The following is a 16227-nucleotide window of genomic DNA, read 5'->3' as shown; positions in this document are numbered from 1 at the left end:
ATCCCCGCTGGGGACGCTTTGTGAAACGGCCGGAACGCATGACCCGGAGGATGTGGAGCACGTGACTGATATCGGATTGCCGGAGTGGCCGCAGTACGACGAGCGGGAACGCGACGGGCTGGTTCGCGCGCTGGAGCAGGGCCAGTGGTGGCGCATGGGCGGCGGGGAGGTCGACGCCTTCGAGCGCGAGTTCGCCGAGCACGAGGGCGCCGCGCACGCGCTCGCCGTGACGAACGGCACGCACGCGCTGGAGTTGGCCCTCCAGGTGCTCGGGATCGGCTCGGGCGACGAGGTCCTGGTGCCGGCCTTCACCTTCATCTCCTCGTCGCAGGCGGTGCAGCGGCTCGGCGCGGTCGCGGTGCCCGTGGACGTCGACCCCGGCACCTACAACCTGGACGCGGCGGCCGCCGCGGCGGCGGTCGGGCCGCGCACCCGGGCGATCATGCCGGTGCACATCGCCGGGCAGCTCGCCGACATGGACGCGCTGGCCAAGCTGTCGGCCGACAGCGGCGTCCCGCTCGTCCAGGACGCCGCGCACGCGCACGGGGCCCGCTGGAACGGCCGCCGCGTCGGGGAGTTCGGCACGATCGCCGCCTACAGCTTCCAGAACGGCAAGCTCATGACGGCGGGGGAGGGCGGCGCGGTCACCTTCCCCGACCGCGACTCCTACGAGGAGGGCTTCCTGCGGCACAGCTGCGGCCGCCCGCGCGACGACCGCGGCTACCACCACCGGACGTCGGGCTCGAACTTCCGCCTGAACGAGTTCTCCGCCGCGGTGCTGCGCGCCCAGCTGAGCCGCCTGGACGAGCAGATCGACACGCGGGAGCGGCGCGCGCCCGTGCTGGCCCGGCTGCTCGCCGAGATCCCGGGCGTCGTCCCCCAGGAGCGCGACGCCCGCGCCGACCGGGTGCCGCACTACATGGCGATGTTCCGGGTGCCGGAGCTGGCGGGGGAGCGCCGCGACGCGCTCGTCGACGCGCTCGTGGCGCGCGGCGTGCCCGCCTTCGTGGTGTTCCGCGCCGTCTACCGCACCGCCGCGTTCTGGGAGACCGGCGCGCCGGACGCGACGGCCGAGGAGCTGGCGGCGCGCTGCCCGAACGCCGAGGCGCTCACCGGCGACGGGATCTGGCTGCACCACCGCACGCTGCTCGGCATCGAGGACCAGATCCACCGGGTCGCCGAGATCGTGGCCGACGCGGTGAGGTCGGCGTGACCGGCCCCGCGCGCGTCCGCGTCGCCCTGGTCGGGCTCGGCTGGGCGGGGCGCCGGATCTGGCTGCCCCGGCTGCACGAGCACGAGCGCTACACCGTCACCGCCGTCGTCGACCCCGACCCGGCCGCGCGCGCCGCGGCGGGAGCGCCGGCCGCGCTCGCGGAGGTCGACGAGCTCGACCCCGCGACCGTGGACCTGGCCGTGGTCGCCGTCCCCAACCACCTGCACGCGCCTGTCGCGGCCCGGCTGCTCTCCAGGGGCGTGCCGGTGTTCGTGGAGAAACCGGTCTGCCTCAGCGTCGCCGAGGCGGACCGGCTCGCGGCGGCCGAGCTGACGGGCGGCGCGGTGCTGCTGGCGGGCAGCGCCGCCCGGTACCGCGCCGACGTCCGGGCGCTGCTGGACGTCGCCGCCGGCCTCGGCCCGATCCGCCACATCGACCTCTCGTGGGTGCGCGCGCACGGCGTGCCCACCGCGAGCTCCTGGTTCGTCCGGCGCGAGCAGGCGGGCGGCGGTGCGCTGCTCGACCTCGGCTGGCACCTGTTCGACGCCGTGGAGCCGCTGCTCGGGCCCACGGCGTTCGACCGGGTCCTCGGCGCGGTCTCGTCCGACTTCGTCAACGACCCCACGCGCCGCGCCCGCTGGAAGCAGGCCGCGCCCGGCGCCGCCGCCGCGGACGATGCCGTGGGGAACGGCGACGTCGAGGACACCGCGCGCGGGTTCCTGGTGACCGACCGCGGCATCTCGGTGGCGCTGCGGGCGAGCTGGGCGTCGCACGAGACCCGCGACGTCACCGCGATCACCGTGGAGGGCGCCGCCGGAACGGCCGCGCTGCGCTGCACGTTCGGGTTCAGCACCAACCGGCAGGAGGCGCCCGCGCTGGTGCGCACCCGGCACGGCGTCGCCCGGCCCGTTCCCGTCCCCCGGGAGCCGGTCGGCGCGGAGTACTCGCGCCAGCTGGACGAGCTGCCCGCCCTGCTGGCCGACCCCGGGCGCCGCGGCGCCGCCGTCGCGCGCGCACGGGAGATGATCGCGGCGATCGGCCGGCTGTACGACTCGGCCCGGCCGGCGGCCCGGACGCCGGTGGCGGCGGGAGCGGGCCATGCCTGACGGTGCCACCGGCCGCCCCGCGGTGCGCGCGGTGGTCTTCGACCTGGACGGCGTCATCGTGGACAGCTTCGACGTGATGCGCCGGGCGTTCCAGACCGCCTACGCCGAGGTGATGGGCGACGGCCCGGCGCCCTTCGAGGAGTACAGCAGGCACCTCGGCCGCTACTTCCCCGACATCATGCGCATCATGGGCCTGCCGCCCGAGATCGAGGAGCCGTTCGTCCGGGAGAGCTACCGGCTCGCCGGCGAGGTCACGGTCTTCGAGGGCGTCGGGCCGCTGCTGGCCGGGCTGCGCCGGCGCGGCCTGCGGCTCGCCGTCGCGACCGGCAAGAGCGGGCCCCGGGCGCGCTCGCTGCTCGGCGTCCTCGGCATCGCCGGGTACTTCGAGCACGTGATCGGCTCGGACGAGGTCGCCCGCCCGAAGCCCGCGCCCGACATCGTCGAGCGCGCCCTCGCCCTGCTCGGCGCCCGCCCGGACGAGGCGGTGATGGTCGGCGACGCCGTCACCGACCTGCGCAGCGCGCGGGCCGCCGGCGTCGGCGCGATCGCCGCGCTGTGGGGCGAGAGCGACCCCGCGCCGCTGCTGGCCGAACGGCCGGACGCGGTGCTGCACCGCCCCGCCGACCTGCTCGGCCTGCTGGCCCGGCCGCTTCCCCCGGTCCGGACGTGAGCAAGGACCATTGAGGGGGGCGGTTAGGGGATTGTCCGGACCATTCCTTGATGAGACTGGGCGCATCCGCCCGCGCATTTCCTGCGGGCGGTTCCGCACCGTCACTTCGCATTGGGGGATGCGCCGGAATGCTGCGCACGGAGCTGATTCGGCCACTGCCCGAATTGCTGGACGAGCACGCCCGCCGGGCGCCCCGGAAGATCGCCTTCCGGGACGCCCGGCGCGCCGTCAGCTATGCCGATCTCGAATCGCGGACCCGGCGCCTGGCCGGCCATCTGGCGGAGCGGCGGCTGCAGCCCGGCGACCGCGCGGCCCTCCTGCTCGGCAACCGCGTCGAGACGGTCGAGGGCTACCTGGCGCTGGTCCGGGCGGGCGCGATCGGCGTTCCGGTGAACCCGCGCGTGACCGAGGCCGAGCTGGCCTACCTGCTGGACGACAGCGGCGCCCGGCTGGTGATCACCGACCCGGCGCACGCCGCGCCGCTGGCCCGGGTGCTGGCCGCGCGGCCGGACGTCGCCGTCGTGGTCACCGGCGACGCGCCGCCCGAGGCGCTGCCCGCGGCGGTGCCGTTCGAGGCGCTCGCCGGCACCGAGCCCGGCACGCCCGCCCGCGACGACCTCGGCCTCGACGAACCCGCGTGGATGCTCTACACCTCCGGCACCACCGGCAAGCCCAAGGGCGTGGTCTCCACGCAGCGCAACTGCCTGTGGTCGGTCGCCGCCTGCTACGTGCCCGTCCCCGGCCTGTCCGCCGACGACCGCGTCCTGTGGCCGCTGCCGCTGTTCCACAGCCTCTCGCACATCGCGTGCGTGCTCGCCGTCACCGCGGTCGGCGCGACCGCCCGCATCCTGGACGGCTTCAGCGCGGGCGAGGTGCTCGGCGCGCTCCGCGAGGACGACATCACCTTCCTCGCGGGCGTCCCGACGATGTACCACCACCTCGTCCGGGCCGCGCGCGAGGAGGGGTTCACGGCGCCGCACCTGCGCATGTGCCTGGTCGGCGGCGCGGTGACCACGGCCGCGCTGCGCCGGGCGTTCGAGGAGGCGTTCGGCGCGCCGCTGCTGGACGCCTACGGCAGCACCGAGACGTGCGGGTCGATCACCATCAACTGGCCGACGGGCGCCCGCGTCGAGGGGTCGTGCGGGCTGCCGGTGCCGGGGCTCGGCGTGCGGCTGGTGGATCCCGAGACCGGCGCCGACGTCGGGGCGGAGGAGGAGGGCGAGGTCTGGGTCCGCGGCCCGAGCGTGATGGCCGGCTACCACGGCCGGCCGGAGGAGACCGCCGAGGCGTTCCGCGACGGCTGGTACCGGACGGGCGACCTGGCCCGGCGCGACGCCGCCGGCTACTTCACCATCACCGGCCGGATCAAGGAGCTCATCATCCGGGGTGGGGAGAACATCCACCCCGGCGAGGTGGAGGAGGTCCTGCGGGGGCGGCCCGGCGTGGCGGACGTCGCGGTGGCGGGCCGTCCGCACGAGGTGCTCGGAGAGGTTCCGGTGGCCTTCGTCGTGCCGGGGCCCGAGGGCCTGGATCCCGAGGCGCTGTTCGCCGCCTGTCGGGAGCGCCTCGCCTACTTCAAGGTGCCCGAGGAGCTGTACGAGATAGCCGAGGTCCCGCGCACGGCCTCCGGCAAGGTCGCGCGGCGCCTGCTGCTGGAGCGTCCCGCTCGGCTGCGCGCGACGGGCGGCGGGCGCCACGAGTCGCTGTTCCGCCTGGACTGGATCCCGCTTCCCTCGGTGCCGGGCTGCTCCGGCGGGGGAGGCGCGCGACCCGAACTGGTGGTGACCTCGGCGGACACGGACGCGGGCGAGTTCTCGGCACGGCTCGCGGCCTGGGCGGCGGGCGACGGCGACGCGGGCGCACACCAGGTCGTCGTCACGCGCGGGGCGGTCGCCGTGGAGGGGACCGGCACCGCGATCGACCGCGCCCAGGCGGACGTGTGGGCGGCGGTGCGCGGCGTCCAGGCCGCGAACCCTGGCCGGTTCACGCTGCTCGACCTGGACGCCGGGGACGCGGAGGATGCCGGGGCCGACGCGGAGCGGTGGGCGGCCGAGGCGCTGTCCGCCGGAGAGCCGCAGGCGGCCGTCCGCTCGGGGGTCCTCCTGGTACCGCGCGCTGTCCGTGCCACCGCTCCGCCGGACGCGGCCCCGCGCGGCCCGATCGGCGCGGGCCGGGCCGTGCTCGTCACCGGCGCCGGCGGCGACCTCGGCGCGGCCGTGGCCCGCCACCTGGCCGACGCCCACGGAGCCGAAGTCGCCACCGTCGCCGACGACGCCGCCGACCGGGACGCCCTCGCCGCGCTGCTCGCCGCGAGCGGCCCGATCGGTGCCGTCGTCCACGCGCCCGGCGGACAGGACGCCGAGGCCGCCCTGGCGGGGGCGGTGAACCTGTCCGAGCTGACCCGGAACCACGACCTCGACGCGTTCGTGCTGCTCTCCCCGGCCACCGGGCTGCTCGGAGCCACCGGACGCGAAGGGGAGGAGGAGGCCGCCCTCGGCGCCTCCTTCGACGCGCTGGCCCGCCGCCGCGCGGCCGACGGGCTGCCCGCGCTGTCCTTGACGCTGGGTCCCGTCGAGGGCGACGGCCGTCCGCCGCCGCCGGGCGTCGGCCGCCTGACGGCCCGGGACCGTATGGCGGCGCTGGACGCGGCCCTCGCCTCGGAGGAGACCTGCCTCGCCGCCTTCCGCCTCGACCCGGCGGCGGTCCGCGGCGACGGGGTCCCGGCCCCGCTGCGCGATCTGATCGAGGCCCCGGCCCGTCCGGTGGCCGCGGACGACGGCGTGGCCGCCGACCTGCGCCGCCGGCTCCTGGACCTGCCCGGCCCGGCCGACCGCGACCGGCTGCTGACGGACCTCGTCCGGACGGCGCTTGCCGACCTCCTCGGCACCGGCGGCGACCTCCCCGCCGACGCGGCGTTCCGCGACCTCGGGCTCACCTCGCTGACCGCCGTCGCCCTGCGCGACCGGCTGGCCGCCGCCTCCGGGCTGCCGCTGCCCGCCACGCTCGCCTTCGACCATCCGACCCCGCTCGCCGTCGCGCGCCACCTGCGGGCGGAGCTGCTCGCCGAGCCCGCCACCCGGGACGCGGCCGTCCCGCACGCCCTGTCCGGCGAACCCGTCGCGATCGTCGGCATGGCCTGCCGCCTACCCGGCGGGATCGCCTCGCCGGAGGACCTGTGGCGCCTCGTCGCCGACGGCGCCGAGGCCATCACGGAGTTCCCCGCCGATCGCGGCTGGGACGTCGACTCCCTGCGGACCGCCACCCGGCACGGCGGATTCCTCCACGACGCCGGCGACTTCGACGCCGGCTTCTTCGGCATCTCCCCGCGCGAGGCCCTCGCCATGGACCCGCAGCAGCGGTTGCTGCTGGAGGTGTCGTGGGAGGCCCTGGAACGCGCGGGCATCGACCCGACGTCGCTGCGCGGCCGCGACATCGGCGTCTTCTCGGGCCTGATGTACCACGACTACGCCACCGACCTCGGCGAAGTGCCAGCTGACCTTGAGGGCTATCTGGGCACCGGCAACTCCGGCAGCGTCGCCTCCGGCCGCGTGTCCTACACCCTCGGCTTCGAGGGCCCGGCGGTGACGGTCGACACGGCGTGCTCGTCGTCGCTGGTGGCGTTGCATCTGGCGGCGCAGTCGCTGCGGTCGGGGGAGTCCTCGCTCGCGCTGGCCGGGGGAGTGGCCGTGATGGCCCGGCCCACCTCGTTCGTCGAGTTCACCCGCCAGGGCGCCCTCGCGGCGGACGGCCGGTGCAAGGCGTACGCCGACGCCGCCGACGGGACGGGCTGGTCCGAGGGCGTCGGTGTGCTGGTGCTGGAGCGGTTGTCGGATGCGCGCCGCAATGGTCATGAGGTGCTGGCGGTGGTGCGGGGCTCGGCGGTGAACCAGGACGGCGGGTCGAACGGCCTGACCGCGCCGAACGGCCCGTCGCAGGAGCGGGTGATCGGGCAGGCGCTGGCCAACGCGGGTCTGAGCGCCGCCGATGTCGATGCGGTGGAAGGCCATGGGACGGGGACGCGGCTGGGCGATCCGATCGAGGCGCGGGCGCTGCTGGCGACCTACGGCCGGGACCGTCCCGCCGATCAGCCGTTGTGGCTGGGGTCGTTGAAGTCGAACATCGGTCATGCGCAGGCGGCGGCGGGCGTGGCGGGTGTGATCAAGATGGTGCAGGCGCTGCGCCACGGCGTGCTGCCTCGGACGTTGCATGTGGACGCGCCGAGCGCGCAGGTGGATTGGTCGGCGGGCGGTGTGCGGCTGCTGACCGAGGCGCGCGCGTGGCCCGAGGTGGACCGGCCGCGCCGGGCCGGGGTGTCGTCGTTCGGCGTCAGCGGCACCAACGCCCACGTGATCATCGAACAGGGTCCGGACGCCGCGCCCGCCGGCGATGCCCTCGCGCCCGATCCGGAGGCGGTGGTCCTGCCGGTCTCCGCCCGTGCCGTCCCGGCGCTGCGCGCGCAGGCGGAACGGCTGCGGAACGACATGCTCGCGCGGCCGGAGACGCGGTCGGCCGACCTCGGGTCCTCGCTGGCCACCACCCGCGCCGCGCTCCACCACCGCGCCGTGGTCGTCGCCGCCGACCGGGACGAGGCGCTCACCGGCCTCGGCGCGCTCGCGGCGGGCGAGCCGGCGCCGACCGTCGTGTCCGGCGTCGCCGACGTCGACGGCAGGACGGTGTTCGTCTTCCCCGGACAGGGGACGCAGTGGGCGGGCATGGGCGCGGAGCTGCTGGAGACGTCCCCCGTCTTCGCGGCCCGGCTCGCCGAATGCGCCGACGCGCTCGCCGCCCACGTGGACTGGTCGCTCACCGAGGCGCTGCGCGGCCCGCTCGACCGCGTGGACGTCGTGCAGCCGGTCGCCTTCGCGGTCATGGTGGCGCTCGCAGAGGTCTGGCGCGCGCACGGCGTCCGTCCTGATGCGGTGGTGGGGCATTCGCAGGGTGAGATCGCGGCGGCGTGCGTGGCGGGTGCGTTGTCGTTGGAGGACGCGGCGCGGGTGGTGGCGTTGCGGAGCCAGGCGATCGCGCGCGGCCTGGCGGGGCGTGGCGGGATGGTGTCGTTGGCGGTGCCGGTCGAGCGGGTTTCGTCGTGGTTGGGCGATGGGCTGGAGGTCGCGGCGGTCAACGGTCCGGGGTCGGTGGTGGTCGCGGGTGAGCCGGGTGCGCTGGACGATCTCGTGGTCAGGGCTGAGGCCGAGGGTGTGCGGGTGCGGCGGATCCCGGTGGATTACGCCTCGCACACCTCGCATGTGGAGTCGATCGAGGCCGAGCTGGCGGGCCTGCTGGATGGGCTCGCCCCGCGAGCGTCGACGGTTCCGTTCTTCTCCACGGTCGAAGGACGCTGGCTGGACACCACCGAACTCGACGGCGGCTACTGGTATCGCAATCTGCGGCGCCAAGTCCGCTTCGCCGATGCGGTGCAAGCGCTGGCGGAGGACGGGTTCCGGACGTTCGTCGAGGTCAGCGCCCATCCGGTGCTCGTGCCGAGCATCGCGGAGGTCGTCACGGAACCGTCCGTGGCGGTCGGGACGCTCCGCCGCGACGACGGCGGGCTGCGGCGCTTCCTGCTCTCGCTCGCCGAACTCCACGTCCGTGGCGTGCCGGTCGACTGGACGGCCGTCTTCGCCGGGTCCGACCCGCGGCGGGTCGCGCTTCCGACGTACGCCTTCCAGCGCGAGCGGTACTGGCTCCAGCCCGCCGGCGCCCACGCGGCGGCCGGATCCGAGCCCGCCGGGCATCCGCTGCTCGACGCGGCCGTCCCGCTCGCCGGCTCCGGCGGCGCGGTGTTCACCGGGCGGTTGACCGAACGCGACCACCCCTGGCTCGCCGACCATCGGGTGGCCGGGGCGGTGGTGCTGCCGGGCACCGCGCTCCTGGACGTCCTCCACCACATCGGCGCCCTGCGCGGTGCCCCGGCCGTCGCCGAGCTCACCGGGTCGGCGCCGATCGTGCTGCCCGAGGGCGGGGCGCTCGACGTCCAGGTCCGCGTCGAGGAGCGGTCCGTCCGCGTCCACACCCGCGGCGGGCCCGACGCGGAGTGGACCGAGAACGCCACCGCGACGCTCGGAGAGGACGAGCGGCCGGGCACCGCCGTCCCCTGGCCGCCGCCTGCCGGCGCGCGCCGTCTCGACCTCGACGGCTTCTACGAGAACCTCAACGTCGAGTACGGCCCCGCGTTCCGCGCCGTCCAGGCCGTTTGGGCGGGTGACGGGGAGGCGTGGGCCGAGCTCCGGCTGCCGGAGGAGGCCGACCCGGAGGGGTTCGGCTTGCATCCCGCGCTGCTCGACGCGGCCCTGCACCCGATCGCCGCCGCGGCGCTGCTGCCCGACCCCGACCGGCCGCGCCTCGCCTTCTCCTGGTCCGGCGTGCGCCTGCACGCGACCGGTGCCCGCGCGCTGCGCGTCCACCTGACCGCGACCGGGCCCGACACCGTGGCCATCAGCGCGGCGGACCCGTCGGGCGTCCCGGTCGTCGATGTCGAGTCGCTCGCCCTGCGTCCGCTCGACCCCGGCCGTCTCGCCGCCGGCGAGGCGCGCGACCGGCTGTTGGAGGTCGCGTGGGTTCCGGCGGGGAAGCCGGGTCACGCGGCGCCGGAGGTCGTCGTCCACCGCGTCGGGAGCGGTGACGCCGGGCGGCCTCTCCCCGAGCGCGTCCGCGCGGTGGGGTGGGAGACCCTGCGCCTGCTGCGCGACTGGCCGGACGACCCGCGCGCCGCGTCGGCCCGCCTCCTGGTGGTCACCGCGCCGGACGACCCGGTGCACGAGGCGGTGCGGGGCCTGCTCCGCAGCGCGCAGTCCGAGCACCCGGGCCTGTTCGCGTCCCTGGTCACCGACGATCCCGGCGAGGAGGCGGTCGCCGCCGCGCTGCCGTTCATCCCCGAGGAGCCGCAGGTCGCGGTGCGCGACGGGCGGGTCCTGGTGCCCCGCCTGGCCCGCGCGCCCTTCCCGGCCCCGCCGGAACGGTCGCGGCTGGCCGGCGGGACCGTGCTCGTGACCGGGGCGACCGGCGGGCTCGGCCGCCTCGTCGCCGAGCACCTCGTGCGGGAGCACGGCGTCGCGGAGCTGGTACTGCTGTCCCGGACGGGCGCCCCCGCCGAATGGGTCGCGGAACTGTCCGCTCTCGGGGCCGGGGTGCGGAACGTCGCCGCCGACGTGGCCGACCGGGCCGCCCTCGCCGAGGTCGTCGGACAGGTCGCGGACCGGCTGACCGGGGTGGTGCACGCGGCCGGCGTCGTCGCCGACGGCGTCCTGGCCTCGCTCGGCCCGCTGGAATGGGACGCCGCCCTGGCGCCGAAGGTGGACGGGGCCTGGCATCTGCACGACCTCACCCAGCACCTCGACCTCGCCGCCTTCGTCCTGTACTCGTCGGCGTCCTCCACGTTCGGCAGTCCCGGGCAGGGCAACTACGCGGCGGGCAACGCCTTCCTCGACGCGCTCGCCCGGCACCGCCGCGAGGAGGGCCTGCCCGCGGTCTCCCTCGCGTGGGGCCTGTGGGGCGGTACCGCCGGAATGGGCGGCCGCCTCTCCGGCACGGACCTGGCGCGGATGGCCCGCTCCGGTACGCGCCCGCTGACCGCCGACGAGGGCCTGGCGCTGTTCGACGCCGCGCTGGAGAGCGACCGGCCGGCGCTGGTGCCGATCCGGCTGGACCTCACCGCCGTCCGCGCCGCCGGAGAGGCACCGCCGCTGCTGCGAGCCCTGGCCCCCGCCCGGCCCCGGCGACCGGAGGCGACGGCGCCCGCGAGGGCGGACGTGACCGCGCCCGCCGACCTCCTCGGCGTCGTCCGCGCGACGGCCGCCGCCGTGCTCGGGCACAGCGGAGCCGACGCCGTCGAGCCGGGACGCGCCTTCAAGGACCTCGGTCTCGACTCCCTCACGGCGGTCGAGCTGCGCAACCGGCTGGCCGAGGCCACCGGCCTCCGCCTGCCCGCGACCCTGGTGTTCGACCACCCCACGCCCGCCCGGCTCGCCGAGCGGCTGCGATCCGAACTGTCCGGGACGGCTCCCCAGGCAGCGGCACCGGAGCCGACCACGGCCGGCGCGGAAGAGGACGCCATCGCCATCGTCGCCATGGCGTGCCGCTTCCCCGGCGACGTGGACTCGCCCGACGCCCTCTGGCGCCTCGTCGCCGCCGGCGGTGACGCCATCGCCGGATTCCCGACGGACCGCGGCTGGGACCTCGACGGCGTCTACGACCCCGACCCCGACGCGCCCGGCGGGACCTACGTGCGGGGCGGCGGTTTCCTGCGCGGCGCGGCCGACTTCGACGCGGGCTTCTTCGGCATCAACCCCCGCGAGGCGCTGGCCATGGACCCGCAGCAGCGGTTGCTGCTGGAGGTGTCGTGGGAGGCCCTGGAACGCGCGGGCATCGACCCGACGTCCCTGCGCGGAACGCCCACCGGTGTCTTCGTCGGGACGCACGGCCAGGACTACGGGACCGGCGGCGCGCGCGGCCGCGCGGACGAGGGATACCTCGTCACCGGGAACGCGGCGAGCGTGCTGACCGGCCGCGTGTCCTACACCCTCGGCTTCGAGGGCCCGGCGGTGACGGTCGACACCGCGTGCTCGTCGTCGCTGGTGGCGTTGCACCTGGCGGCGCAATCGCTGCGTACCGGGGAGTCCTCGCTCGCGCTGGCGGGCGGCGTGTCGGTCATGTCCACGCTGGAGGGCGTCATCGGCTTCAGCCGGCAGCGCGGGCTGGCCGCCGACGGGCGGTGCAAGGCGTTCGCGGAGTCCGCCGACGGCTTCGGCATGTCGGAGGGCATCGGTGTCCTGGTGTTGGAGCGGGTGTCGGACGCGCGCCGCAACGGCCACGAGGTGCTGGCGGTGGTGCGCGGCTCGGCGATCAACCAGGACGGCGCGTCCAACGGCCTGACCGCGCCGAACGGCCCGTCGCAGGAACGGGTGATCCGGCAGGCGCTCGCCGGCGCGGGCCTGACGGGCGCCGAGATCGACGCCGTGGAAGCGCACGGCACGGGCACGCGGCTGGGCGACCCGATCGAGGCGCAGGCGCTACTGGCGACCTACGGCCAGGACCGTCCCAACGACCGGCCGCTGTGGCTGGGGTCGGTCAAGTCGAACATCGGCCACACCCAGGCGGCGGCGGGCGTGGCGGGTGTGATCAAGATGGTGCAGGCGCTGCGCCACGGCCTCCTGCCCAGGACCCTCCACGCGGAGGAGCCGACGTCGGAGGTCGACTGGTCGGCGGGCGGCGTGCGGCTGCTGGACGAGACGCGCGACTGGCCCGAGGCCGACCGGCCTCGCCGGGCGGGCGTGTCGTCGTTCGGCGTCAGCGGCACCAACGCCCACGTGATCATCGAAGAGGCTCCGAGCCTCAACGCCGACGCCTCCGTGCCGGACGAGGAACCCGGCGCCGTGGTGTGGCCGGTGTCCGCGCGCGGCGGGCGGGCGCTGCGGGCACAGGCCGCGCGGCTCGCCTCCTTCGTCGCCGACCACGAGGACTTCACCACGGCCGAGATCGGGCATGCCCTGGCCACCGCCCGTGCCGCGCTGGACGAGCGCGCGGTCGTCGTCGCGGCCGACCGGGAGGAGGCCGCGGCCGCACTCGAAGCGCTGGCCCAGGGCGCTCCGGCCTCTGCCGCCGTCACCGGGACGGCGAACGTCACTGGCAAGACCGTCTTCGTCTTCCCCGGTCAGGGAGCGCAGTGGGTCGGAATGGCGGACGAGCTGGCCGGCGCCTCGCCGGTCTTCGCCGATGCGCTGAACGAGGTGGGAGCGGCCCTGGAGCCGTACGTGGACTGGTCCTTCGAGGAGGCGCTCACCGGCCCGCTGGAGCGGGTGGACGTGGTGCAGCCCGTGTCGTTCGCGGTGAACGTGGCTCTCGCCCGGTTGTGGGAGTCGTTCGGTGTCCGTCCTGACGCGGTGGTGGGTCATTCGCAGGGTGAGATCGCCGCCGCGCATGTGGCCGGGGCGTTGTCGTTGGAGGACGCGGCGCGGGTGGTGGCGTTGCGGAGCCAGGCGATCGCGCGTGGGCTGGCCGGGCGTGGCGGGATGGTGTCGTTGGCGGTGCCGGTCGAGAAGGCTTCGTCGTGGTTGGCCGACGGGCTGGAGGTCGCGGCGGTCAACGGCCCGGAGTCGGTCGTCATCGCGGGTGAGCCGGATGCGCTGGACGATCTCGTCGTTCGGGCTGAGGCCGAGGGCGCGCGGGTGCGGCGGATCCCGGTGGATTACGCCTCGCACACCTCGCACGTGGAGTCAATCGAAGCCGAATTGGCGGGCCTGCTGGACGGGATTTCTCCGCGAACGTCGAACGTCCCCTTCTTCTCCACGGTCGAAGGACGCTGGCTGGACACCACCGAACTCGACGGCGGCTACTGGTACCGCAATCTGCGACGCCAAGTCCGTTTCGCCGACGCCGTCCAAGCACTGGCCGGAGACGGGTTCCGGACGTTCGTCGAGGTCAGCGCCCATCCCGTCCTGGTGCCGAGCGTGCAGGAACTCGTGGAGGAGCGCACGTCGGTGGCCGTGGGGACGCTGCGCCGCGACGAAGGCGGGCTGCGGCGCTTCCTGCTCTCGCTCGCCGAGCTCCACGTCCGCGGCGTGCCCGTCGACTGGTCACCGGTCCATGCGTCCAAGAGCGGACGGCGGGTGCCGCTACCGACGTACGCGTTCCAGCGGCGCCGCTACTGGATCGAGGCGGTCGACCCCCTCCTGGACACCATCGCCCCAGATCCGGACACCGGAGGCGTGCTCGCCGGAGGCCGACTCTCCCTGGGAAGCCGCCCCTGGCTCGCCGATCACACCTTGGTGGGACGCGTGCTGCTCCCGGGCGCGGTCTTCACCGAACTGGTGCTCCAGGCCGCCGCGGAAATCGGAGCGGCGACCATCGAGGAACTGGTCATCGAGACGCCGCTGGAACTCCCCGAGCAGGGGACCGTCCGCGTCTCGGTCACGGTCGGGGAGGAGGACGGGTCCGGGCGACGCCCCGTGAGCGTCCACTCCCGCCCCGAACCGGACGGTCCGTGGACGCGGCACGTCACGGGCCGCGTGTCGGCGGACGCCCTCGACCCCGCGCCGGCAAGCCCGCAGTGGCCGCCGCCAGACGCCGAACCGGCCGCCGTCGACTCCTTCTACGCCGGTCTCGCCGAACGCGGGTACGAGTACGGTCCGGCCTTCCGCGGGCTGCGCGCCGCCTGGACCCGCGAGGACGAGGTGTTCGCGGAGGTGGAACTGCCCGGCGGGATCGAGGCGGAAGGCCACGCCCTGCATCCGGCCCTGCTGGACGCCGCCCTGCAAGCGGCCAACCTCGGCGCGGCACCGCGTCCGGCCGGCGGCGGGACACTCCTGCCGTTCGCCTGGAACGACGTCACGCTCCACACGACGGGCGCCACCGCGCTCCGCGTGCACGCCGCACGGGCGGGCGACGACGCCGTCACGTTCGCGATCACCGACCGGTCGGGACGGCCCGTCGCCGGGATCGGGTCGCTGGTGCTCCGGCCTGCGGCCGTGCCCGCCGCCGCTGCGGCCACCGACGCGCTCCACCGCATCACGTGGACGCGGGTCCGGGCGGTGCCGGACGCCGCGCCGCTCGCCGCCGGTGACGTCCTCGACCTCACCGGCATCCCGGCCGGACCGTCCGCCAAAACGGCCCGCGACCTGGTCGTCCAGGCGATGCGGCGCATCGCCGAGGACCCGCCGAAGGTCGTCCTGACTCGCGGGGGACCGGCGGGCGCCGCCGTGGCGGGCCTGGTCCGCACGGCGCGTCTCGAAGCACCGGACCCGATCACGCTGGTCGAGGCCGACGACCCGGACGCCGCGCGGGCGCTGCTGCCCGCGGCCGTCGCCTCGGGCGAGCCGGAACTCGCGGTCCGCGAAGGCGGCCTCCACGCGCCCCGCCTCGCCCGAGCGCGCGCCACCGGGGAGCCGCCCCGCCTCGACCCGGACGGCACTGTGCTGATCACCGGCGGCACGGGGACGCTGGGCGGGCTGGTCGCCCGCCATCTGGCGACCTCTCACGGCGTCCGCCACCTCGTGCTTGCGAGCCGCCGCGGCCCGGCCGCCCCGGGCGCCGGCGAACTGGCGGACGACCTGCGCGCGGCGGGCGCGGACGTGCGCATCGTCGCCGCCGACGTCTCCGACCGGGATGCTCTGGCGGGCGTCCTCGCGGAGATACCGGCCGGGCATCCGCTGACCGCCGTCGTCCACGCGGCGGGCGCGCTGGCCGACGGGGTGCTCGCGTCGCTGACCCCGGAGCAGGTGGAGGCGGTGTTCCGCCCGAAGGCGGACGCCGCCTGGCATCTGCACGAGCTGACCCGCGACCTGGACCTGGCGGCGTTCGTGCTGTTCTCGTCGGGCGCGGGGATCTTCGGCAACGCCGGGCAGGGCAACTACGCGGCGGCCAACGGCTTCCTCGACGGGCTGGCCCGGCTCCGGCGCGCCGAGGGGCTGCCCGCCCTCTCCCTGGCCTGGGGCCTCTGGGAGCAGGCCAGCGGGCTGACCGGCCGCCTCGGGGAGGAGGGCCGCGACCGTCTGGCCCGTGGCCTGCAACTTGCGCTGCCGACCGACGAGGCGCTCTCGCTCCTGGACCTGGCGCTGCGCGTGGACGGCGAGGCGGTGCTCGTCCCCACTCGCCTCGACCATGCAGCTCTCCGCGACCGGGCCGGTGAGGGCACGCTTCCGGCGCTGCTGCGCGGCCTGGTGCGCACCGCTCCGCGCCGGACCGCCACCGCCACCGCCACAGCGACCACGGCCGACGACGCGGCGGAGCCGGCCCGCGAGACCCTCGCCGACCGGCTGGCCCGGCTGCCGGAAGCCGACCAGCGGCGCGAACTGGCCGGGATCGTCCGCGCCGCCGCCGAGGACGTGCTCGGCCTGGCCGCCGGCGAGACGCTCCGCGCGGACCAGGCGTTCAAGGACGCCGGATTCGACTCGCTGACGGCCGTGCGGATGCGCAACCGCCTCGCCGAGGCGACCGGCGTGCGGCTCGCGGCGACCGCGGTGTTCGACCATCCCACCCCGGCCGCGCTCGCCGAGCACCTGCGCGCCGAACTCGGCGTCGCACCGCGCGCGGCGGTCCCGCCCGCGCTGGCGGAGCTGGAACGGCTGGAACGCGCGCTCGGCGAACCGCCCGAGGACGGCGCGCTCCGGGACCGGATCGTCGCGCGGCTCGACGCGCTGTCCGCCCGCCTCGCCGGGTCCGCCGAGCCCGGCGCCGACCTGGAGGCGGCGACCGACGACCAGCTCTTCGCGCTCATCGACCATGAACTCGGACAGGGCTGAGGA

General features: G+C 76.1%; 4 protein-coding genes. All 4 read left to right on the top strand.

From position 1 onward, the window contains the following. Nucleotides 1-61: 61 nt before the first annotated feature. The 4 genes from AB0C78_RS03870 (at nucleotide 62) to AB0C78_RS03855 (ending at nucleotide 16224) form a co-directional block, all read left to right on the top strand. The gene (locus AB0C78_RS03870; RefSeq protein ID WP_360741323.1) at nucleotides 62-1213 is read left to right on the top strand and encodes a DegT/DnrJ/EryC1/StrS family aminotransferase; all 1152 of its coding nucleotides are present in this window, start codon (nucleotides 62-64) and stop codon (nucleotides 1211-1213) included. After that, the gene (locus AB0C78_RS03865; RefSeq protein WP_360741321.1) at nucleotides 1210-2319 is read left to right on the top strand and encodes a Gfo/Idh/MocA family oxidoreductase; all 1110 of its coding nucleotides are present in this window, start codon (nucleotides 1210-1212) and stop codon (nucleotides 2317-2319) included. The genes AB0C78_RS03870 and AB0C78_RS03865 overlap by 4 nt, the downstream gene beginning before the upstream one ends. Further along, entirely contained in the window at nucleotides 2312-2989 is a 678-nt protein-coding gene (locus tag AB0C78_RS03860) for an HAD-IA family hydrolase (protein WP_360741319.1), read from the top strand. Before AB0C78_RS03865 ends, AB0C78_RS03860 begins: the two co-directional genes overlap by 8 nt. 128 nt (nucleotides 2990-3117) lie before the next feature. Beyond that, entirely contained in the window at nucleotides 3118-16224 is a 13107-nt protein-coding gene (locus AB0C78_RS03855; protein WP_360741317.1) for an SDR family NAD(P)-dependent oxidoreductase, read from the top strand. Nucleotides 16225-16227 lie beyond the last annotated feature (3 nt).

The sequence above is a fragment of the Actinomadura sp. NPDC048394 genome, from assembly GCF_040651755.1.
GTDB lineage: Bacteria > Actinomycetota > Actinomycetes > Streptosporangiales > Streptosporangiaceae > Spirillospora > Spirillospora montaniterrae.
This window is presented reverse-complemented; position numbering and strand designations above follow the sequence as displayed.